Source organism: Nonomuraea ferruginea, from assembly GCF_039540635.1.
Taxonomy (GTDB): Bacteria; Actinomycetota; Actinomycetes; order Streptosporangiales; family Streptosporangiaceae; genus Nonomuraea; species Nonomuraea ferruginea.
Window position 1 is genome coordinate 83,184 of the sequence record NZ_BAABFD010000026.1, and the last position, 19,616, is coordinate 102,799.

A 19,616-nucleotide genomic window follows, 5' to 3' on the forward strand; every position below is an offset into this window, starting at 1 on the left:
CACCGGTCTCAGTTCCCTTCGACCTGGGCGGCGTAGTCCGCCTGGACCGTCTTCAGCAGTTCCTGCGGCGTCTGCTCTCCGCCCACCAGCTTCTGCAGTTGCGGCGTCCAGCTCTTGGCGTAGATGGCACCTGTGGCGTTGGCGATGAAGTCCATCGCGCCGTTGTCCTCGGCGATGTCCGCCCCGGCTGCCAGCGTGCTCGCGGTGACCTGGTCCGAGGCGACGTCCGGCATGTACGCGTCGGCCGGTCCCATCGGACGCGATCCGCCGACCTCGACGCCGATCGTGCGGGCCTGCTTGTCGGTGGCCACCCAGTCGAGGAAGAAGGCGGCGCAGTCGGCGTTCTTGGCGTTCGCGGCGATGCCGAAGGTGAGGGGAGCCGACATCGCGGCCAGTTTGCCGCCCTGCTGCGCCGGCGGCATCAGGGAGAAGCCGACGTTGCCCGGCATCTGCTTGTCGAGGTTGCCCGACTCCCAGTCGCCGTTGAACATGAACAGGCCCTGACCGTCGATGAAGCGGCTCATCATGGTCGCGTAGTCGACCGCGTTGACGTCCTTCTGGAAGTATCCTGCCTTGATCCACCGCTCCAGGTGCTGGACGGCCTGGAGGTTCGACGGGGTGTCGATGCTGGCGCCGGGCTTCTGGAAGATCCAGTCGTTGATGGGCCCGGCCGGGCCGTAGGAGGCCATGAGGTTTTGCAGCGGGAACGCCAGGCCGCCGGTGGCGCCGCCGTTGAACTGGACGATGGGCGTGATATCCGCCTTCTTGGCCTTCTCCAGCACCTCGTCGAACTCCGCCAGCGTGGTGGGCGGGGCGGACATCCCGATCTTGGCGGCGAGCTCCTTGTTGTAGAAGACGCCGGTCATGCTGGAGTTGAGCCCCATGGCGTACAGCGAGCCCTCGCCGCGCGGCCGCCCGCCCTGGCCCAGGCGCAGCTGCTCAAGTTGGGAGGCCGGCCACTTGTCCCAGCCGAACGCCGTCGCGTAGCCGTCCAGGTTCTTCAGCAGGTTGTCCTTGACCAGCTCGGAGACCTGGGGCAGGCGCATCAGGTCGGGCGGGTTGTCCGCCAGCACGCGCGGCGCGTTCTGGGTGATCACCGCGAACTGGTCCTCGCGGAGGTTCCACGTGACGTTCGGGTGCTGCTTGGTGAACTCGGTGGTCAGCGCCTTGGGCAGCGGGAAGCCGGTCTCGAAGTAGCCGCTCATGGTGATCGGCTCCGTGCCGCACGTGGGTGCGGAGGACACCGGCGACGAGGCGGTGGCCTGAGGCTGCGGGTTGTCGCTGCCGGGCGCCGCGCAGGCGGCGGCCAGCGTCCCCATGGCGATCACCAGCGCGGCCCCGGACCTGCCGCGGCGACCTCGACGAGCCATGTGCGTCTCCTCTGCTGCTTGGGACGATCGGCGCCAGGCGGCGTCCGCCTCCGTTGCTAAATCGGGTTAGCGCCGATAGTCTCATCCTGCGCGTCGCAGGATGTCAACCCCCTGTAACACACTCTTGACGACCGGAGGTTCTGGGTGAGTCCACGACGGGTCACGCTGGCCGATGTGGCCAAGGCCGCAGGTGTCTCCCGCCCGACCGCTTCGCTGGTGCTGTCCGGCCGCGGCCGCGAACTGCGCATCTCCCAGGACGTCGAGGAGCGAGTGCTCAGAGCGGCCGACGAGTTGCAATATCGGCCCAACATCGTCTCCGTGGGCCTGCGCAAGGGCACCTCCCAGACGATCGGCTTCATCTCCGACACCGTCGCCACCTCGCGCCTGGCCGGCGACATGATCAAGGGAGCGCTGGAGGCCGCCCGGGACCGGGGCTTCATGCTGTTCATCGGTGAGACGGAAGGCGACCCCGAGCTCGAACGCCTCCTGCTGCAGACCATGCAGGACCGCCAGGTCGAGGGGCTCATCCTGGCCTCGATGTTCACCAGGACCATCAAGGTCCCCAAGAGCATGACGGCCTCACCCGCCGTGCTGCTCAACGCGCTTCCCCAGGAGCCCACGCCCTTGCCCGCCGTCCTTCCCGACGAGGTCGAGGCCGGCCGCCTGGCCGCCCGCGTCCTGCTCGACGCCGGCCACCGCGACGGGATCCACCTGATCGGTGCCGGGCCGGGCCTGCGCGACGTGCCCTCGGACAGCGTCGCGGCGGTGGAACGGCTCATCGGCATCCGCGAGACCCTCAGCGAGGCGGGAGTCGAGGTGGCGGGCGCTCGCAGGTGCCCCGACTGGCAGCCGGAATACGGCCTCGCCGCCACGCGCGACCTTCTGGGTACCGTACGGCCGCGTGCGCTGATCTGCTTCAACGACCGGATCGCCATGGGGGCCTACCAGGCACTCGACGACTTCGGGCTCAAGGTCCCCGCGGACGTCTCCGTCGTCTCCTTCGACGACCACCCCATCGCCTCGTGGATGCGGCCCAAGCTGACCACCGTGGCGCTGCCCCACTACGAACTGGGCCGCAAGGCCGTCGACGTGCTGTTCACCGAGATCGACCGCGACCGCTCGGACACCGGCCGGGTGGGCGACGTGCACCGGGTTCCGATGCACGTCCGCAGCCGCGAATCCGTCACGCCGCGGCCCGAGTAGGCGCCAGCCGACCTCGTACGGGATCGTCCCGCGTTAGCCTGATCCGTATGGACGACGGTGTGGAGATCATCGCCTTCCCCGACGCGGAGGCCTTCGAGAACTGGCTGGCCGAGCACCACACGCGGGCGGAAGGCGTCTGGGTCAAGGTGGCCAAGAAGAAGTCCGGCATCCCGTCCGTCACCGAGGACGAACTGGTCGACGTCGGGCTCTGCTGGGGCTGGATCTCGGGGCAGCGACGCGGCCTGGACGACCTCCACTACCTGCAGAAGTACGTCCCGCGCCGCCCCAGGAGCCTGTGGTCGCGGGTCAACGTCGACAAGGTCGCCGAGCTGACGGCCGCAGGGCGGATGCGCGAGCCGGGGCTGGCCGAGGTGCGTCGCGCCCAGGAGGACGGGCGGTGGGATCGCGCGTACGAGTCGCAGAAGAACGCGACGGTGCCGCCCGACCTCGCCGCCCTGCTGGACGCCGACCCGGCTGCCCGGCAGGCGTTCGAGGCGCTCGACAAGACTGGCCGCTACCTCGTGATCCTGCCGCTGCTCCAGGCTTCCACCCCGGAGATCCGGCAGGCCAGGCTCGCCAAGGCGCTGGAGTCCCTGGGGACGGGTAATGGAGACCGCTCCGCTTGAGGACAGCTGGATGCAAGTGATCCACAAGGTCGACGAGCTCAGATATCCGTCATGACAAACCAGAATAAAACCGGCGCCTTCGCGCGCACGAGCCGCCGAATCGCCGCAGCCGTGGTAATCGCCGCCGCGTCCCTCGCCATCATCGGCACCGCGGCACAGGCGAAGCCCAGGTACGACGACTATTACCCCTGCTGGGTCGAAGACTACGGCTGGATGTACTGCAAGGACGTCGGCTAGACGTACTCTTCGCAGCGCGGGATCCGGTCAACCATCGACGGCGTCCTCCGGGGGAAGGTCGACCTGGAGGACGCGTTCGATGAGGGTCTGCCAGCTTTCGGCCAGAGGGTGGGCCGCTTCCATGGCCGGTGGCGCGGCGTCCTCGTCCATGGACAGATAGAGCAGCAGCGGGCCTTCCAGGGCGGCGGTGAGCTGGACGGCGAGGGTGTCCGGGTGGGGCAGGCGCGAGCCTGACAGACCGAGGAGCATGCGGATGTGGGGCCGGGTCATGGCGACCTCGCCCACGGGGATCGGCTGGGCGCGGTCCAGGGCGGCCCGGGCGATGGCGTGGTGTTCCAGGAGGAAGGCGATGCGGGCGCGGCCGTAGGCGATCAGGCGCTGCGCGGGGTCGGCGCCCGGGCCCAGCGGGGGTGGGCCCGACAGCACCCGCTCCTGGAAGCGGCGCTCCTCCTCGTCGAGCAGCGCACGGAAGATGCCGGCCCGGGTGCGGAAGCGGCGGAAGACGGTGCCCTTGCCCAGACCGGCGCGCTCGGCGAGAGCGTCCATGGTCACCTTCCGCGTCCCGTGCTCAGCGATCATCGCGCGGGCCGCCGCCAGCAACTGCTCGCGGTTGCGTGCCGCGTCCGCGCGCTCACCACGTGGTTTTCCCAGGGGCACGACAGGGAAGTTCACCCGATCAATCTAACCGGGAATGTTAACCGGGGTAAAGTCCGTTTCTCTGTCGAGAGACGCGGGCCCTGGAGCTCTCCGGGCCGTCGCGTGCGACCACCCCCGCGTTCCGCGGGAAGCATCCACCCTGAAGAAGTGATCGATCCATGCACCTGTTCCGACTCGACGCCAGCATCCTCCCGGCCGCCTCCGTCAGCGCCGAGATCGCCGACCGAGCCGAAGCCGAGTGGACCGCCGCCCACCCCTGGGGCACGGTGACCCGCCGCCACCTGGGCACCGACCCGCTGGCCGCCGACGCCTGGGCACAGGCCGCCACCGCCCGCTCCACCCCCGAGGCCGACCGCACCCCGGCGCAGCGCGACGCCCTGGCCCTGGCGGCCGGACTGGCCGGGGAACTCCAGAACGCCGACGCCGTGATCATGGCCGTGCCGATCTACAACTACGGCGTCTCCCAGCACTTCAAGACCTGGTCCGACCTGGCCATGGCGGGCGCGGCCAAGGGCACCCCGCTGCTGAAGGGCACACCCGCCGTACTGATCACCACACTCGGCGGCGGCTACGGCCCCGGCACCCCGCGCGACGGGTGGGACCACTCCACCCCCTACCTGAAGCGCGTCATCGCCGACGTCTGGCAGGCGGACCTCACCCTGATCAAGTGTGAGCTCACCCTCGCCGCCACCACCCCGGGCATGGAGGCGCTGAGGGACCTCTCCGCCCAGCAGCGCGCCGACGCCCTGGCCGCCGCCCTCGAAGCGGGCCGGTCACTGGCCAAGGCCTGATCCCCGACGGCGACGGCGGGCCCCACGCCCCTGGCGGCCCGCCGTCGCCTCTCCTCTTCACGACGAGGATCATCCGGATTCGGTGGGGAGGCCGGCGTCGGTCCAGTCCTCGATGCCCTCCCGGTACTTGCGGACGTCGGTGTAGCCGAGGGCGGTGAGCCGGTCGGCGACCTGGCCGCTGTTGGGGCACGCCGGGTTGGAGCAGTAGGTGACGATGGCGGCGTCCAGGTCGGGGAGCAGGGCGGGCGCGAGCCTGTCGACGTCTTCCCTGACCAGGGCGATGGCGCCCGGCAGATGCCGCTTCGCGTGGTACTCGCCGCCCAGCGCGTCGACGACGGTCACGGTGCCCGCGTCGATCGCGGCCTTCAGTTCGTCCCGGGTGATGAGTGCGGTCATGCCGCCACCTCCAGAAGAATAGGACTATAGTCCGCTTATGTCTGGTGACAATAGCGGACCGCAGTCCGGTTCCGCAATCCCGTTGGAACTGCTTCTCAAGCCACCCCCGAAGGAACGGGCGGACGCGGCACGCAACCGGGCCGCCGTGCTGGAGGCCGCGGCCCGGCTGTTCGCCGAACACGGCGTGGAGGCGGTGTCCATGGATCAGGTGGCCGCGGCCGCGGGCGTCGGCAAGGGCACCTTGTTCCGCCGGTTCGGTGACAAGTCCGGACTGGCCGCGGCCCTGCTGGACGCCCGCGAGCGTGTGCTGCAGGAGGCGATCCTGCATGGACCGCCGCCGCTCGGCCCCGGCGCGGCAGCCGGCGAGCGACTCGCCGCGTTCGTGGACGCGTACTTCGACTACCTGCTGGAGCACCTGGACCTGATCCGCATGTCGGAGACCGCGGCGCCGGGTGCCCGCTACCGGATCGGGGCCTACCGGTTCTGGCACCGCCATGTGGCGATCCTGCTCGACGGCACGCCCGACCCCGACTACGCCGCCCATGCGGTGCTGGCCGCCTTGTCGGCCGAGCACGTGTCCGCTCTCCTGCCGGAGCTGGGCGAGAAGCGGATACGCGCCGGCCTTCATCGCCTCGCCCGTACGGCGGCACGACCCTGCGACGGGTGAGCCCGCGCGACCGGCCCCCCATTCCCCGCTAGAACCTCCCAGAACCCTTGACTCACACTCCGGTCAAATATACAAACGTTCATACACTGAACGAGGAGGCGGCCGTGACCACATACCGGACGGACGGGATGTCTCGGCGAGGATTTCTGGCGGGCACCGCGTCCATCACCGCGCTCGGCATGCTGGGCCTGGGGACGGCGGCGTGCGGAAGCTCGGCGGGAGCCGGCAAGACCACTGCCCGCATCGGGTGGGTGGAGCCGAAGACCGGCCGGCTCGCCGCCGCGTACAAGCCGATCTACGTCGGCGCGAGGCTGGCCCTGGAGGATCTCAAGGCGAACGGCGGGCTGCTCGGGCAGGCCGTTCAGGTCATGGAGGAGGACGACAAGGGAAGCCCGGCCTCTCAGCCGGCCGTGGCGCAACGGCTCATCCGGGAGGAGCCGACGTTCGTGGTCGGGCCGACCGGGAGTTCACAGGTCCTGGCGTCGGTGACGGCCCTCGCCCGGGCGAAGCTGATCCAGTCAGCCTGGGGCGGCGCGGAACTGCTCGGGGACGGCGACCGCTTCCCCTACCACTACCAGCTCGTGTACAACACCACCCAGCAGGCCAGGGTGGCGGCGCGTTTCCTGCACGAGGTCCGCGGGCTCCGCAAGATCGGCATCATCGTCGAGAACTCCGAGTTCGGCACGTCGATCCGGGACGCGGTCATCGCGACCCTGCGCGACTCCTACTCCGCGAAGCCGGTCGCGGTCGAGGTGTTCGAGGTGGACGCCTCCGACATGACGCCGTTCGTCCGCAACCTCGAACGGGCCGGCGTGGACGGCCTCGGCCTGTTCACCGGCCAGCCGCAGGCGACCATCCTGATCCTGCGGGCGATGGCGGCCAGCGACTTCCACCCGGTGATCGTCTCGCACGACCTCAACTACATCGAAGCTCTCGGGGAGTTCCCCCGCGCGCTGCTCGACGGGTTCTTCGGCACGACGTACCGAGGGCTCACCTACACCGGCGAGGAGGAGCCGTCCGCCGAGGTGCGCGCGCTGGTCGAGCGGATCGACAAGCATCCGGACACCGCGGGTCTCGGCTACTCGGCGGTGACCAGCCCCTACTACGACTACATGATGCTGATGGCCAAGGTGATCGAGGAGACCAAGAGCCTCGAACCGGCGAAGCTCAAGGCCGCGCTCGACCAGGTCGACGGCTACCAGGGCGTTCGGGCGAAGGTGTCGTTCACCGCGAAACGGCACTCCGGCATCGCCGACGAGGACATCACGGTGGGCACCCTCATGTCGGCCAAGGAGCCGCAGAGCCTGGGTGGGGTCCTCCGGCGGCGCGCGGACGGGATGTGACCGGCCGATGATCGCCGACATCCTGGTCGCCGGCCTGGTCTTCGGCAGCCTCTACGGACTGGTCGCGGTGGGCTTCAACGTCCTGCACCGGCCTACGAACGTGGTGAACTTCGCCCAGGGCGAACTCATCATGATCGGCGCGATGCTGATGGCGGCCACGCCGATCGGCGGGCTCCCCTGGGGAGTCGCCGCCGCCTGCGTGATGGTGATCGTGGCGGTCGTGGCGCTGGCCGAGGAGCGGGTCGCCGTGACTCCGGTGCTGCGCAGGTCATCCCACGCGGTCGGCTGGGTGATCACCACGCTCGCGTTCTCGCTGCTGCTCGCGGAGGCCGCCGGGCGGTTGTGGACGGACCAGCCGAGCGCCGTCGCGCCCCCGTGGCCGCTGTCCATGCGGGTCCAGGAAGTGCTGGGCGTCCGGTTCTCGAGCTACCAGGTCGCGGTGGTGGTCGTCGCCGTCGCCGTGGTGGCCCTGCTCGGCGTCCTGGATCGGTCCCGGCTCGGCACCGCGTTGCGGGCGGTGGCCGCCGACCGTGACGGCGCCCGGCTGCGCGGCATCGACCCGACGGCGCTCACCCGCCGTTCCTTCCTGCTCGGCGGCGCGCTCGCGGGGCTCACCGGGGTCCTCGCGGCGCCGCTGCTGCTGGCCTCGGTGACGATGGGGCTGGGCCTGTTGATCAAAGGCTTCGCCGCCCTGGCGGTCGGCGGGATCGGCGACAACCGCGGCGTGCTGGTCGCGGGCTGGATGCTCGGCGTCATCGAGGCCACCGGCGCCGTCTTCGCCTCCCCCGGGTCGCAGTCCGTCGTCCTGTTCGCGGCCATGCTGCTCATCCTGCTGATCCGGCCCAACGGCCTGCGTGGTCTGGCGGTGCAACGTCATGTCTGAAGTTCGCGGGGCACGGTCCCGCGCCGTGCGGCGCGCGGCCCCCTGGCTCGTCCTCGTGGCGGCCGCGGCCGCGCTGCCGCTGGTGAGCGGCGACCCGACGATCACCTATCTGGCCACCACGGCCGGGATCTACGTGCTGGTCGGTACGGGACTGAACCTCATGTTCGGCTACACCGGCCAGGTCTCGCTGGGGCAGGGCGCGCTGGTCGCCGTCGGCGCCTACACCACGGGCATCCTCATGGCCGACCACGACTGGACGTTCTGGGCGGCGGCCCCGGTGGCGGTGGCGGTCGCCGTGGGAGCGGGAACGCTGATGGCCCTGCCCGCGTTCCGGCTGTCGTCCTGGTACATCGCCCTGGTGACGCTCGGCGCGGCGATGGCGGCCCGCAGCCTCCTGGTCGAGTTCGAAGGGCTGACCGGCGGCTGGTCGGGGCTGATGGGCATACCGCGACCGGCTCTCGGGCCGTGGGAGCTCGGAGAACGGGACATCCTCTGGCTGGTTCTGGCCGTCAACGTCATGCTCTTCGTCATGGTCCGCACCATCGTCGGCTCCCGCCTGGGCCGCGGCATGATGGCCGTACGCGACGCGCCCGAGATGGCGCAGAGCGTCGGCGTCGCGCCCGCGCGGATGAAGCTGTTCGCCTTCGCCTGCGGCGGCGCCACCGCCGGGCTGGGCGGAGCGCTGCTGGCCGTCCACCACGGGCTGGTGACCCCGGACGACTTCACCCTCGACTTCTCCATCCTCTTCCTGCTGGTGGTCATCATCGGCGGCGCGGCGCGGCTGGCGGGCCCGGTCATCGGCACCCTGCTGTTCTTCGCCCTCCCCGAGCTGCTGACCGGCCTCGCGGAATGGCGCGGACTCATCTACGGCGCGGCGCTGCTCGTGCTGATGGTGTACGCGCCGCAGGGCGTCGCCGGCGCGTGGGAGAAGCTCCGGGCGCGCCGCCGGTCCTCCGGCGTGCCCGCCGACACCGACACCGCCGACCCGGGCATTCCGATCGAGGCGGGGCCGCCGCGGGGTGAGCCGCTCGGCGTCGAGCTGATCGGCGTCCGCAAGTCGTTCGGCGGGGTGCACGCCCTGCGGGGGATCGACCTGACCATCGAACCGGGCACGGTTCACGCGATCGTCGGGCCCAACGGATCGGGCAAGACGACGCTGCTCAACGTGATCAGCCGCCTGCTGCGGCAGGACGAGGGCCAGGTCATCCTCGACGCCGAGGACGTCAGCCGGGCCCCCGCCGAGCGGCTCGCCCGGCGTGGCGTGGCGCGCGTCTTCCAGACGCCTCGGCTGCTGGGCACGTCGAGCCTGCGGGACAACGTCCTGCTCGGCGCCTACACGCGGGAGCGGTCAGGCGGGCCGGCGATCGTCCTGCGGCTGCCGTGGGCCCGCCGCGAGCAGGCCGAACTGGCGGCGGAGGCCGACCGGCTCCTGGCCGGTCATGGACTGGCCGGACGGGCGTCCGAGGAGGCGGCCTCATTGCCGCACGGTGAGCAGCGGCTGCTGGAGGTGGCTCGGGCACTGATGGCGCGTCCGCGCCTGCTGCTGATGGACGAGCCGGCGGCCGGGCTCACGCCGCGGGAGCTGGAGTCGCTGGGCCGCCTCATCCGGGCGATCCGTGACACCGGCACCACCGTGGTGCTGGTGGAGCATCACATCGAACTCGTCGCGAGCGTCGCCGACGTGGTGACCGTCCTGGACCGGGGCCGGCTGGTGACGTCGGGACCGCCGCAGGAGGCACTCGGCGACGCGCGGGTCGTCGAGGTGTACTTGGGGGCACCCGCATGACAGCAGAGGAACTGATCACCGTGTCCGGGCTGAGCTCGGGCTACGGCGCGGTGCCGGTGGTCCGCTCCGTGGACTTCACGGTGCGTACGGGCGAGATCTTCGCGGTGGTCGGCGGCAACGGGGCCGGGAAGACCACCCTGCTCAGCACCATCTCGGGGCTGCTGCGCCCCACGTCGGGGTCGGTGCGGCTCTCGGGGACCGACATCACCGGGTGGAGCCCTGAGCGCGTCGTGGCGCACGGCCTGGTCCACATCCCCGAGGGCAGGCGCCTGTTCACCGGGCTCACGGTGGCCGAGCATCTGCGGCTCGGGCTCTGGAACGTCCCCAACCGGCGCGGGGTCGAGCGGGAGCGGACGGAACGGGTCGTCGACCTGTTCCCGGTGCTGGGCGAGCGGATGGACGCCTACGCCGAGGTGCTCAGCGGCGGGGAGCAGCAGATGCTCGCCATCGGCCAGGCGCTGATGCGCGAACCCCGGGTGCTGCTGCTGGACGAGCCGTCCATCGGCCTGGCTCCGGTGATCATCCAGCGGGTGTTCGCGGTGGTGGACCGGCTACGGGCGCAGAACATGACGGTGATCCTGGTGGAGCAGCGCGTCGGCCAGGCGCTGGCGCTGGCGGACCGGGGATTGGTGATGCGGCACGGCCGGGTGGAGGCGGCGGGGTCCGCCGCCGAGCTGGCGGAGGACCCCGCGCTGCGGGTCGCCTACCTGGGCGCGGCCGTGTCCGGTGACCAGCGGATCAAGGAGTGACATGAGCGGTGGATGGTGGGGCCCGGCGGTGCCCGCGGCCGAGGACTGCGTGGTCGGGGAGCTGCTCGTCCGCCGCGCCGCGGAGCATCCGGACCGCGTGTACGCGGTCTTCGAGGACGGGACGCGATGGACGTACGCCGAAACCCTGGCCGAGGCCGAGCAGGTCGCGGCCGGGCTGCACCGACTGGGTGTGCGGCCGGGTGACATGGTGGTCTCGTGGCTGCCCAACGGACCCGACGCCCTGCGCGTCTGGTTCGGTGTGAACCTGCTCGGCTGCACCCTCGTCCCGCTCAACACCGCCTATCGCGGTGGGCTGCTCGAACACGCGATCCGGCTGTCCGGAGCGCGGGTGGCGATCGTGCACGCCGAGCTGGCCGGGCGGCTGGACGAGATCGGCACCGGTGCGCTGGAACGGGTGGTGGTGCTCGGAGCGGACGACGCCCGGTCACCTCGCCGGGTCGCCGCGCCGGAAGTGCTGGGGCCGAAGACGCTGGCCACGCCGGCCCCGGGATTCCGCCCGGAGTCGCCGTCCTTGCCGTGGGACCCGTACGCGGTGATCCTGACGTCGGGGACGACCGGGCCGTCGAAAGGCGTCCTGTGCTCGTACGTCCAGCTCGCGGCGTGCGCGCGGGCCGCGTTCGACGGCTTCGGGGCGGCCGACCGCTACATGGTCAACCTTCCGCTGTTCCACGCGGGCGGCACCATCGGCACGTACGCCGCGCTGCTGCTCGGCGGCGGGATCAGTCTGGTCAGCGCGTTCGACACCGAGGCGTTCTGGCCGGCCGTCCGCGCGACGGGCACCACGCATGTGACGCTGCTCGGCGTGATGGCGACGTTCCTGGCCAAGCGCCCGCCGTCCCCCCAGGACCGTGCTCACCCGCTGCGGCGCGTCTTCATCATTCCGCTGATCGAGGACAGCGCGGCGTTCGCCGAACGCTTCGGCGTCGACGTGGTGGCCATGTTCAACATGACAGAGGTCTCGATCCCGATCATCTCGGGCCCCGACCCGGGCGTTCCGGGGACGTCGGGGCGGCTGCGGCCCGGTGTCGCGGCGCGGGTCGTGGACGAGCACGACCGGGTGGTGCCCGACGGCGAGGTCGGGGAGCTGGTGCTGCGCACCGACCAGCCGTGGGCGATGAACTCCGGTTACCTCGGGATGCCCGAGGCGACGGCACGGGCCTGGCGCAACGGCTGGTTCCACACCGGGGACGCCTTCCGCACGGTGGACGGCGAGTTCTTCTTCGTGGACCGGATGGGCGACACGATCCGGCGCCGGGGCGAGAACATCTCCTCGGCCGAGGTGGAGATCGAGCTGCTGGCGCATCCGTCGGTCCGGGAGGCCGCGGTGGTCGCCGTGCCGAGCCCGTACGGCGAGGATGACGTGCTCGCCGTGGTCGCCCCCGTGGAGGGCGCGACGATCGACCCGGCCGAGCTGTTCCGTTTCCTGATCCCGCGCATGGCGCACTTCATGGTGCCCCGTTACGTCCGCGTGGTCGGCGCGCTCCCGCACACCCCGACGAACAAGGTCGAGAAGCATCGGCTGCGCTCGGAGGGTGTCACGGCGGACACGGCCGATCGCGAGCGGCTGGGCGTGGTCGTCCGGCGGGACCGCATCGGCGGGAGCTGAGCCCGCCTGCCCGCCGGCCCCGAAGCCGGCGGGCAGGCGGACCGTCAGGCGTCCGGAGGGCCGGCGCCGACGAGTTGCAGGGCCAGGAAGGAGTACTGGTCGGCGAGGTCACGGGCCGACACCGCGCCCTCCGGGCGGAACCACTGCCCGGCGTTGATGCACATGTCGAGGATGGCCTTGGCGACCACGTCCACCTGGGCAGGGCGCGACGCCCGCGGGTCGCTGAGGCGGAACAGGCCGGCGGCCAAGCCTCGTTCGAGGGTGCGTTCGAAGATCCGGCGGATGCGCCGCTGGGCGTCGAGGATCTCCTTGGCCTGCTCCGCCGGGAGGTGACGCCATTCGGTCCGGGCGACCAGGCCCTCGACGCGCCGTTCGGTGTGGAAGAGCGTGAGCTCACGCACCAGCTCGGCCAGCTGCCGGTCGGCCCTGTCGCCGCCGCGCAGCAGCCCTTCCTCCAGCATGCCCTCCGAGTCCTCGTACGCCCGCTTGAGGATCGCGTAGAGCACTTCCTCCTTGGACTCGTAGTGGTTGTAGAGCGAGCCCGCGGTGACACCGCACGCGGCGGTGATCTTGCGGACGCTGGTAGCGGGGAACCCGTCCTCGTAGAACAGGCGCGCCGCCTCGTCGAGGATCCGCCGGCTCATCGAGGCCGTGGTCTGTGGTGCGCCGGCGGTCGTCCGGGAGCGTGTCGTAGCCACGCTTCGACGCTACCACCACATAAACGTTCATTGACCTGTCAGCGCCGCATATGGTAAACAAACGTTTGTACAAAATGGAGGTCTGATGCGTGAACCGGTGATCGACGTCTGTGAGGTCGTCTACGACACCGAGTGCTGGACGGCCTATCTGCGTGCGCTGGCCACCGCCGCGCCCCGCTATCTCATCCTGTTCGCCGGTCGGCTCGCCACTCTCACCGGGCGTGACCCCGGCGCCGTCGCGGCGGAGGCGGCCCGCGACGCGACCGGCACGGCGGACCAGCTGGCCGCCGTACTCGGACGCGGGTTCGACATCGACCACCACGTCGCCGCGCTGGCCGAAACCGGAGTCGCCCACCAGGTCCTGCACGGCGGGCCGTGGCCCATCGGGGACGGCACCGTCAACGACCGGGTCGCCTCCTACGCCGCTCGGCACCCGGACCTCCTCAGCGCCTGGGCCGGCGTCAGCTTCGCCGACCCGCGGGCCGCGATCAGCGAGGCCCGTCGTGCGCTCGACGACCTCGGCGCGACCGGCCTGTCGGTCATCCCGTTCCTCGACGGCGTCGACCCGTCCGGACCCGAGCACGCCGGGTTCTGGCGCCTCGCCGCCGACCGCGGTGTCCCGGTGTGGCTGCATTGCGGACAGCACTTCCGCTCGGACGTCCCGATCGACGTCTCCGCACCGCGTGTGCTGGACCGGATCGCCGGCGCGCACCCCGGCCTCGTCCTGGTCGCCGGTCACGGGGGATGGCCCTGGGTCACGGAGATGCTGGCGGTGGCACAGCGACACGCCGACGTCTACCTGGAGTTCTCCTCACACCGTCCGGCCAGGATGGGAGTCCCCGGGTCGGGGTGGGAGGCGCTGCTCGCCCTGGGCACCACGTCCGTCCGCACCCGCGTCCTGTTCGGATCGACCAGCTGGACACAGGCGCGCCCGCCCGCCGCACTCGCCGACGAGGTCACCCGGCTCGGACTGCCTGACGACGTCGTCCGGGCCTGGCTGCACGACAACGCCCGACGACTGCTGGGATCGGCGTCATGAACGGCCGCCGGATCCTGGTCACCGGGGCCGCCGGAGGCATCGGCACGTCACTCGTCGCCGACCTGCTCGGCCAGGGCGCGCGGGTGCTGGCGACCGATGTGGACGAGTCCGGATGCCGCCGCCTGGAGCGACGGTTCGGCGACCGGCTGCACACGATGCCCCTCGACCTGACGGAGAGCGGCGCGCCCCAGCGCGTCGTCGACCGGGCGATCGACCGGCTCGGAGGGCTTGACGGGCTCGTCAACAACGCGGGCGTGGAGCACCGCGCGGCACTGGCCGAGCACGGCACCGCCGACTGGACGCGCGTGCTGGAGATCAACCTGTCGGCGCCGTTCCGGCTGGCCCGCGCGGCGGCGCCCGTCCTCGCGGGACGGCCGGGCGCCGCCGTCGTCAACGTCTGCTCGATCGCGGTGACCGGGTTCGCCGGGCAGGCCGCCTACGACGCCAGCAAGGGCGGGCTGCTGAGCCTGACCCGCTCGCTCGCCGTCGAGCTGGGACCGCTCGGCGTCCGGGCGAACGCCGTGTGTCCCGGCTTCATCGACACGCCGATGCTCGACGTGAGCGGGCTCCGCGGGCTGGCGGAGAAGGTCGCGGCGAAGCTGCCTCTCGGCCGGTGCGGGCATCCGGAGGAGGTCGCCGCCGTGATCACGTGGCTGCTGGGAGCGGGGGCCGGTTACGTCACCGGCCAGGCATTGTTCGTCGACGGAGGGATGGTCAGAGCGTGACGCACGATACGGAGACCTTGCTGGTGTCCCGGCCGGCCCAGGGGGTGCTGTGGTTGACCATGAACCGTCCGGCCCAGCGCAACGCGCTCGATCGCACACTGGGCGAGGAGCTGCTGCGCGCGCTGGAAAGCGCCGAGACCGACCCGCAGGCCAGGGTCGTGGTGCTGACCGGGGCGGGCAGCGCCTTCTGCGGCGGGGACGACCTCGGCGCGGTGGACGAGCACCTCGCCGGGGACCGCAGGAACTCTCCGGTGCTCGGCGACACCGCCGATCCGGTGTACCTGCGGATTGTGGAGGCGATCGTCACGGCGCCGCAGCCGGTCATCGCGGCGGTCAACGGCCCCGCGGCCGGTGCGGGCACCGAGCTGGCCTGTGCGGCCGACCTGCGGATCGCCTCGGACACGGCGCGGATCGGAAGCTGCCTGGTGAACGTGGCGCAGACCGGCACCGCCGTCATGCTGCCCCGCATCGTCGGAACCGCGAAGGCGACCGAGATCTACCTGTCCGGCGGGCTGCTCGACGCCGCCGACGCCGAACGCCTGGGCATCTACACCCGCGTCGTCCCGTCCGGGGAGCTCCAGGACGCGGTCCTCGCCGAGGCGCGTCGGCTCGCGGCCGGCCCGACCCGGGCGATCGGGCTCTACAAACAACTGCGCGAGCGGGTGTACGGACAGCCGCTGGAGCAGGCTCTGCGCATCCAGAACGGCTTCCACATCCGCAACAACAGGGAAGTCCATGACGCGGTCGAAGGGGCGCGCGCCTTCCTGGAGAAGCGCAGCCCCGAGTTCACCGGCCGTTGAGGAGGAAAGCATGACCGTGACAGACGACAAGGCGGACGGTGACATCTTCGGCCGCCTCGACGGCCGGGTCGTCCTGGTGACAGGCGCGGCGAGCGGCATCGGCGCCGCCTCGATGAGGCTGTTCCGGGCAGTGGGCGCCGAGGTCGTCGGCGTGGACCTGACTCCGGGAGAGGGGATCGTCCAGGCGGACGTCTCCGACCCGGCACAGGTCGCCAGAGTCGTCGACGAGGTCGCCGCCCGGCACGGCCGGCTCGACGTCGTCCACGGCAACGCCGGCGTCAACGTCCCCGGCCGCCCGCACAGCATCACCGACGACGACTACCGCAAGGTGATGGGCGTCTGCTGCGACGCCAACTTCTACCTGGTGCGCTCCGCGGTCAGGCACATGCGCGCGCACGGCGGGGTGTTCGTGTTCACCTCGTCGATGTGCGGGGTGGCGGCGACACCCCGCTCCCCCGTCTACAACATGGCCAAGCACGCCCTCATAGGCCTCGCCCAGTCGGTCGCCGTCGACTACGGCGCGCAGGGGATCCGCGCGGTCGCCCTGGTCACCGGGCCGACGCACACCGCGATGGTGGACGAGCTGTGGCCGCCGGGCCCGCTCCGCGACTCCCTGACCGCCACCACCTCCGCCGGCCGGCTGGCCAGCCCCGAGGAACAGGCCCGCGCCGTGGTGTTCGCCGCGCTGCCCGGCAGCTCCTTCCTCACCGGCTGCACCCTGACCGTGGACGGCGGGGCCACCGCCGGATGGAACGAGATGGCCCGTACGATGCTCACCCTCAAGGCGGTGTGATGACGGAACTGGGACGTATCGAAGGCGGCGTCGAGACCCCCATGAGGGACGGCGTGCTGCTGCGCGGCGACCTGTGGCGGCCCGCGTCGCCGGCTCCGGCGGTGGTGTTCAGGACGCCGTACGGACGGCGTCAGATCAGCTCCGACACGCTGCAGCCCCAGCACTGCCTCGCCGGCGGGTTCGCCGCACTGATGCAGGACACCAGGGGCCGCTTCGAATCCGACGGCGAGTGGCAGGCCGTCATGTGGGAGCAGGAGGCCGAGGACACCTACGACACCGTGGAGTGGGTGGCGGCGCAGCCCTGGTGCAACGGCGAGGTGTTCCTCGCGGGAACGTCCTACCTCGGGATCGTCGCCTGGCTCGGGGCGGCCTCGCGCCCGCCGCACCTGCGGGGGATCGCCCCGGCCATGACGACCGGCGCGACGGCCGACCTCCGCGACACCGGCGGCGCGCTGCGGCTGGACCACCTCGTCGGGTGGCTCGCCTACATGGCCGCCGACTGGCTGGGCCGGCAGGGCCCGGACGCGGACCCCGCGCTGGCCGCGCAGGTCGCGTCGCTGATCCACGATCCCGAACAGGCGATGCGGCGGCTGCCACTGGCGGACATGATCGATCTGCCCGGGTTCCCGATCAGCATCGGCGACCTGCTGGACGGGCGGATCCGGGCCCTGCCCGACTGGGACCTCGCGGCGGTGGAGGTGCCGAGCCTGTCGGTGACGGGCTGGTACGACGTCTACGCCGCCGCGACCGTTCGCGGCCACCTGGAGATGCGCCGGCTGCGGCCGGATCTGCGGCACGAGCTGATCGTCGGCCCCTGGGCGCACACCGGCGCCCTGACCCATCTGCAGGGCGAGGTGAACTTCGGCGTCGCCGCCTCGGCGGCGGCCGCCCGGCTGCCCGCCCGGCACCTGGAGTTCTTCCGCCGCTGCGTGGACGGGCCCGGCGAGTCCGACCCCGTCCTGTACTTCCTGATGGGCGCCGACGTGTGGCGCACCGCGGAGCAGTGGCCGCCCGCGGACGCCGCCGGGCACACCCTGTACCTGACCGGCCCCGCCGTCCCGGGCGAGACGCCGGGCCGGCTGACCTCCGTGCCGAGCCCGGCCGCACCCGACGGTTACGTGCACGACCCGGCCGACCCGGTGCCGAGCCGCGGCGGGCGTGTCCTGCACCTGGGCCGCCTCACCCCCGGGCCGCTGGACCTCAGCCGGACGGCCACGAGATCCGACGTCCTCCTCTATCTCGGGGACGTGCTCGCCGAGGACGTCGACGTCGTCGGCCAGGTGCGGCTCCGGCTCACCTTCGCCACCGACGCGGCGGACGCCGACGTGATGGCCCGGCTGGTGAACCACCTGCCGGACGGCCGTCTGCTGCCGGTCTGCGAGGGAGTGGTCCGGCTCAGCCACCGCGACGGGCCGGGCACCCCCGTACCGCGAGGAGAACCGATCCAGGTGGACGTCGACCTCGGACACACGGCCCAGCGGTTCGAGGCGGGCCACCGCATCGGCCTGATGCTGTCCAGCAGCAACTTTCCGCACTACGACCGCAACCAGGGCGACGGGAAGCCGTCCACCCAGAGCGTCCACTACGGCGCCTCGGTCCTCATCCTGGGTGACGAGGGAGAGTCATGACGACATGGAGCCGTGAGGACCGTGACGGCGTCGCCGTCCTCACCTACCGCAACCCGCCGCGCAACTTCCTCACCTTCGCCGCGCTGGAAGAACTGGACGCGGAGCTCGCGCGGGTGGAGACCACACCCGGCATCGGCGTCGTCGTGCTGACCAGCGGCGTCCCCGGATACTTCATCGCGCACGCCGACCTGGACGAACTCGCCGGGCTGTCCCGCGGGCCGGTGCCGCGGGCCAAGATCTGGTACACCGCGATGCGGCGCATCGAGCGGATGCCCCAGCCGGTGATCGCCGCGATCGACGGCCAGGCATGGGGCGGCGGCCTCGAACTGTCCCTGGCGTGCACGCTGCGCTGGGCCTCGGCCTCCGCCCACTTCAGCCTGCTGGAGATCGCGCTCGGCATCATCCCCGGGGCGGGCGGCACCCAGCGCCTGGCCAGGCTGATCGGCCCCGGGCGGGCCGCCGACCTCGTCCTGTCCGGCGACGTCCTCACCGCCGACCAGGCCAGGACGTACGGAATCGTCGAACGCGTGCTCCCCACCCCTGACTTCCAGGCGGAGACACTGAAATTGGCCCGTCACCTGGCGTCGCGTCCCGCCGCCGCGCTCGCCGCCGCGAAACGCGCCCTGGTCGAGGGCTCCAGGCTGCCGATCACCGAAGGTCTCCGGCTGGAGGCCGCGCTCTTCGCGGAGAGGCTGGCCAGTCCGGAATCCGTGACGCTCCAGGAAGAGGCGCGGCGCCGCTACGCCGATGCGGCGGACGGTGACCCCATCACCTTCGGGGGCCGATCGTGAGAACCGCCGTCATCACCGGAGCCGGCCGGGGCATCGGCCGGGCCACCGCGTTCGCGCTCGCCCGAGACGGTTACGCCGTCGCGGTCGGCTACCACCGGAACGCCGAGTCCGCCGCCGAAGTCGTCGACACGATCAGCCGCAACGGGGGACGGGCCGCCGCCTTCGCGCTGGATGTCGCGGACCGGGACCAGTGTGCGGAGTTCGTCCGCGCGGCGGGTGAACAGCTCGGCCCCGTCCGCGCGGTCGTCTCGAACGCGACAGGCTTCGGCTCCGGCTCGCCGTCCCTGGGAAAGGCGCTCGAAACACCCTGGCACACCTATGAGCGGCAGTTCGCGACCCGGGTCGGCTCCCTCCTCGCCCTGGTGGCGGCGGCCCGCCCGCACCTCGACGGCGGCGGCCGCGTCGTGACGACCGTGAGCACCGGGACGGACAGGCACGTCCCCGGCTACGCGGCGATCGCCGCCGCCATGGCCGCGGCGGAGAGCGTCGTCCGCTACCTTGCCGTCGAACTCGGCCGCGACGGCATCACGGTCAACCTGGTGAGCGGCGGCGTGGTGGCGACGGACGCGCTCCGCGACATCAGCCCCGACCCGGAACGACTCCTGGCCACCGCCGCGCGCGCCACGCCGCTGGGTCGCGCCGGCACCCCCGAAGACCTGGCCGAGGTCGTCGCGTTCCTGTGCGGCGAGGGAGCGGGCTGGATCACCGGACGCTCCGTCGTCACCGACGGAGGAAACTCCCTCCGCTGACCTTCGACAGGTGAAACCGGCGTGAGGGGGCCGTGAAACCAGGGGCGCCGAGAGTGGC

General features: G+C 71.7%; 21 protein-coding genes. 17 read left to right on the top strand and 4 right to left on the bottom strand.

The genetic code is table 11. The features are described 5' to 3' along the window. Positions 1–8: 8 nt before the first annotated feature. Positions 9–1,370: an ABC transporter substrate-binding protein gene (locus ABD999_RS37780; RefSeq protein ID WP_271275543.1), complete on the bottom strand. Its 1,362-nt coding sequence runs from the start codon at positions 1,368–1,370 to the stop codon at positions 9–11. A 144-nt stretch (positions 1,371–1,514) separates the two neighbouring features. Here ABD999_RS37780 and ABD999_RS37785 point away from each other — a divergent pair, with 144 nt between their 5' ends. From ABD999_RS37785 to ABD999_RS37795, 3 genes are read left to right on the top strand one after another with little or no spacing between them, the layout of a single operon-like run. After that, a complete protein-coding gene (locus ABD999_RS37785) occupies positions 1,515–2,573 on the top strand; it encodes a LacI family DNA-binding transcriptional regulator (protein WP_271275544.1) in 1,059 nt (352 codons plus the stop codon). 47 nt (positions 2,574–2,620) lie between these two features. Then, positions 2,621–3,199, top strand: a complete 579-nt coding sequence (locus tag ABD999_RS37790; protein ID WP_271275545.1) for a YdeI/OmpD-associated family protein — start codon at positions 2,621–2,623, stop codon at positions 3,197–3,199. A gap of 51 nt (positions 3,200–3,250) precedes the next feature. Beyond that, a complete protein-coding gene (locus ABD999_RS37795) occupies positions 3,251–3,436 on the top strand; it encodes a hypothetical protein (protein ID WP_271275546.1) in 186 nt (61 codons plus the stop codon). A gap of 27 nt (positions 3,437–3,463) precedes the next feature. On the opposite strand, the gene ABD999_RS37800 is transcribed toward ABD999_RS37795, so the two are convergent. Then, positions 3,464–4,108, bottom strand: coding sequence for a TetR/AcrR family transcriptional regulator (locus tag ABD999_RS37800; RefSeq protein WP_148035762.1), 645 nt, complete (start codon positions 4,106–4,108; stop codon positions 3,464–3,466). A 143-nt stretch (positions 4,109–4,251) separates the two neighbouring features. On the opposite strand from ABD999_RS37800, the gene ABD999_RS37805 reads away from it, so the two are divergent. Then, positions 4,252–4,884: an FMN-dependent NADH-azoreductase gene (locus ABD999_RS37805; RefSeq protein WP_271275547.1), complete on the top strand. Its 633-nt coding sequence runs from the start codon at positions 4,252–4,254 to the stop codon at positions 4,882–4,884. A gap of 69 nt (positions 4,885–4,953) precedes the next feature. Here ABD999_RS37805 and ABD999_RS37810 read toward each other — a convergent pair whose 3' ends face one another. After that, positions 4,954–5,280, bottom strand: a complete 327-nt coding sequence (locus ABD999_RS37810) for a rhodanese-like domain-containing protein (RefSeq protein WP_148035764.1) — start codon at positions 5,278–5,280, stop codon at positions 4,954–4,956. 82 nt (positions 5,281–5,362) lie between these two features. Between ABD999_RS37810 and ABD999_RS37815 the strand changes: the two genes are divergently transcribed. The 6 genes from ABD999_RS37815 to ABD999_RS37840 all read left to right on the top strand — a co-directional run bounded on the left by ABD999_RS37815 (position 5,363) and on the right by ABD999_RS37840 (position 12,335). Beyond that, a complete protein-coding gene (locus ABD999_RS37815) occupies positions 5,363–5,947 on the top strand; it encodes a TetR/AcrR family transcriptional regulator (RefSeq protein WP_271275548.1) in 585 nt (194 codons plus the stop codon). A gap of 104 nt (positions 5,948–6,051) precedes the next feature. Further along, complete coding sequence (locus ABD999_RS37820) at positions 6,052–7,290, top strand: ABC transporter substrate-binding protein (protein WP_219549686.1); 1,239 nt, start codon at positions 6,052–6,054, stop codon at positions 7,288–7,290. A gap of 7 nt (positions 7,291–7,297) precedes the next feature. Further along, complete coding sequence (locus tag ABD999_RS37825; protein ID WP_148035767.1) at positions 7,298–8,173, top strand: branched-chain amino acid ABC transporter permease; 876 nt, start codon at positions 7,298–7,300, stop codon at positions 8,171–8,173. Next, the gene (locus tag ABD999_RS37830; protein ID WP_271275549.1) at positions 8,166–9,959 is read left to right on the top strand and encodes a branched-chain amino acid ABC transporter ATP-binding protein/permease; all 1,794 of its coding nucleotides are present in this window, start codon (positions 8,166–8,168) and stop codon (positions 9,957–9,959) included. Before ABD999_RS37825 ends, ABD999_RS37830 begins: the two co-directional genes overlap by 8 nt. Beyond that, complete coding sequence (locus ABD999_RS37835) at positions 9,956–10,708, top strand: ABC transporter ATP-binding protein (RefSeq protein ID WP_271275550.1); 753 nt, start codon at positions 9,956–9,958, stop codon at positions 10,706–10,708. Before ABD999_RS37830 ends, ABD999_RS37835 begins: the two co-directional genes overlap by 4 nt. Before the next feature lies 1 nt (position 10,709). Next, on the top strand, positions 10,710–12,335 hold the full coding sequence (locus ABD999_RS37840; RefSeq protein ID WP_271275551.1) for an AMP-binding protein: 1,626 nt from the start codon (positions 10,710–10,712) through the stop codon (positions 12,333–12,335). Positions 12,336–12,379: 44 nt separating this feature from the next. Here the strand turns inward: ABD999_RS37840 and ABD999_RS37845 are convergent, their stop codons facing one another. Next, positions 12,380–13,033, bottom strand: a complete 654-nt coding sequence (locus ABD999_RS37845) for a TetR/AcrR family transcriptional regulator (RefSeq protein ID WP_148035771.1) — start codon at positions 13,031–13,033, stop codon at positions 12,380–12,382. A gap of 85 nt (positions 13,034–13,118) precedes the next feature. On the opposite strand from ABD999_RS37845, the gene ABD999_RS37850 reads away from it, so the two are divergent. Genes ABD999_RS37850 through ABD999_RS37880 form a run of 7 tightly spaced genes read left to right on the top strand, consistent with a single transcriptional unit; the run spans position 13,119 to position 19,558 of the window. Beyond that, positions 13,119–14,072: an amidohydrolase family protein gene (locus ABD999_RS37850; protein ID WP_271276189.1), complete on the top strand. Its 954-nt coding sequence runs from the start codon at positions 13,119–13,121 to the stop codon at positions 14,070–14,072. Further along, entirely contained in the window at positions 14,069–14,797 is a 729-nt protein-coding gene (locus ABD999_RS37855) for an SDR family NAD(P)-dependent oxidoreductase (RefSeq protein ID WP_271276190.1), read from the top strand. Before ABD999_RS37850 ends, ABD999_RS37855 begins: the two co-directional genes overlap by 4 nt. Then, complete coding sequence (locus ABD999_RS37860; protein WP_271276191.1) at positions 14,794–15,597, top strand: enoyl-CoA hydratase-related protein; 804 nt, start codon at positions 14,794–14,796, stop codon at positions 15,595–15,597. The genes ABD999_RS37855 and ABD999_RS37860 overlap by 4 nt, the downstream gene beginning before the upstream one ends. Before the next feature lie 10 nt (positions 15,598–15,607). Continuing rightward, positions 15,608–16,390, top strand: a complete 783-nt coding sequence (locus tag ABD999_RS37865) for an SDR family NAD(P)-dependent oxidoreductase (protein ID WP_271276192.1) — start codon at positions 15,608–15,610, stop codon at positions 16,388–16,390. After that, positions 16,390–18,018, top strand: a complete 1,629-nt coding sequence (locus tag ABD999_RS37870) for a CocE/NonD family hydrolase (protein WP_271276193.1) — start codon at positions 16,390–16,392, stop codon at positions 18,016–18,018. Before ABD999_RS37865 ends, ABD999_RS37870 begins: the two co-directional genes overlap by 1 nt. Further along, the gene (locus ABD999_RS37875) at positions 18,015–18,809 is read left to right on the top strand and encodes an enoyl-CoA hydratase/isomerase family protein (protein WP_271276194.1); all 795 of its coding nucleotides are present in this window, start codon (positions 18,015–18,017) and stop codon (positions 18,807–18,809) included. The genes ABD999_RS37870 and ABD999_RS37875 overlap by 4 nt, the downstream gene beginning before the upstream one ends. Further along, positions 18,806–19,558, top strand: a complete 753-nt coding sequence (locus ABD999_RS37880) for an SDR family NAD(P)-dependent oxidoreductase (RefSeq protein ID WP_219551837.1) — start codon at positions 18,806–18,808, stop codon at positions 19,556–19,558. The genes ABD999_RS37875 and ABD999_RS37880 overlap by 4 nt, the downstream gene beginning before the upstream one ends. Positions 19,559–19,616 lie beyond the last annotated feature (58 nt).

Excerpts from the sequence above, each read along its gene's own strand:
- ABD999_RS37780 (WP_271275543.1), bottom strand. The coding sequence starts at position 1,370 with ATGGCTCGTCGAGGTCGCCGCGGCAGGTCCGGGGCCGCGCTGGTGATC.
- ABD999_RS37790 (WP_271275545.1), top strand. The coding sequence starts at position 2,621 with ATGGACGACGGTGTGGAGATCATCGCCTTCCCCGACGCGGAGGCCTTC.
- ABD999_RS37795 (WP_271275546.1), top strand. The coding sequence starts at position 3,251 with ATGACAAACCAGAATAAAACCGGCGCCTTCGCGCGCACGAGCCGCCGA.
- ABD999_RS37805 (WP_271275547.1), top strand. The coding sequence starts at position 4,252 with ATGCACCTGTTCCGACTCGACGCCAGCATCCTCCCGGCCGCCTCCGTC.
- ABD999_RS37810 (WP_148035764.1), bottom strand. The coding sequence starts at position 5,280 with ATGACCGCACTCATCACCCGGGACGAACTGAAGGCCGCGATCGACGCG.
- ABD999_RS37825 (WP_148035767.1), top strand. The coding sequence starts at position 7,298 with ATGATCGCCGACATCCTGGTCGCCGGCCTGGTCTTCGGCAGCCTCTAC.
- ABD999_RS37830 (WP_271275549.1), top strand. The coding sequence starts at position 8,166 with ATGTCTGAAGTTCGCGGGGCACGGTCCCGCGCCGTGCGGCGCGCGGCC.
- ABD999_RS37835 (WP_271275550.1), top strand. The coding sequence starts at position 9,956 with ATGACAGCAGAGGAACTGATCACCGTGTCCGGGCTGAGCTCGGGCTAC.
- ABD999_RS37840 (WP_271275551.1), top strand. The coding sequence starts at position 10,710 with ATGAGCGGTGGATGGTGGGGCCCGGCGGTGCCCGCGGCCGAGGACTGC.
- ABD999_RS37850 (WP_271276189.1), top strand. The coding sequence starts at position 13,119 with ATGCGTGAACCGGTGATCGACGTCTGTGAGGTCGTCTACGACACCGAG.
- ABD999_RS37855 (WP_271276190.1), top strand. The coding sequence starts at position 14,069 with ATGAACGGCCGCCGGATCCTGGTCACCGGGGCCGCCGGAGGCATCGGC.
- ABD999_RS37865 (WP_271276192.1), top strand. The coding sequence starts at position 15,608 with ATGACCGTGACAGACGACAAGGCGGACGGTGACATCTTCGGCCGCCTC.
- ABD999_RS37870 (WP_271276193.1), top strand. The coding sequence starts at position 16,390 with ATGACGGAACTGGGACGTATCGAAGGCGGCGTCGAGACCCCCATGAGG.
- ABD999_RS37875 (WP_271276194.1), top strand. The coding sequence starts at position 18,015 with ATGACGACATGGAGCCGTGAGGACCGTGACGGCGTCGCCGTCCTCACC.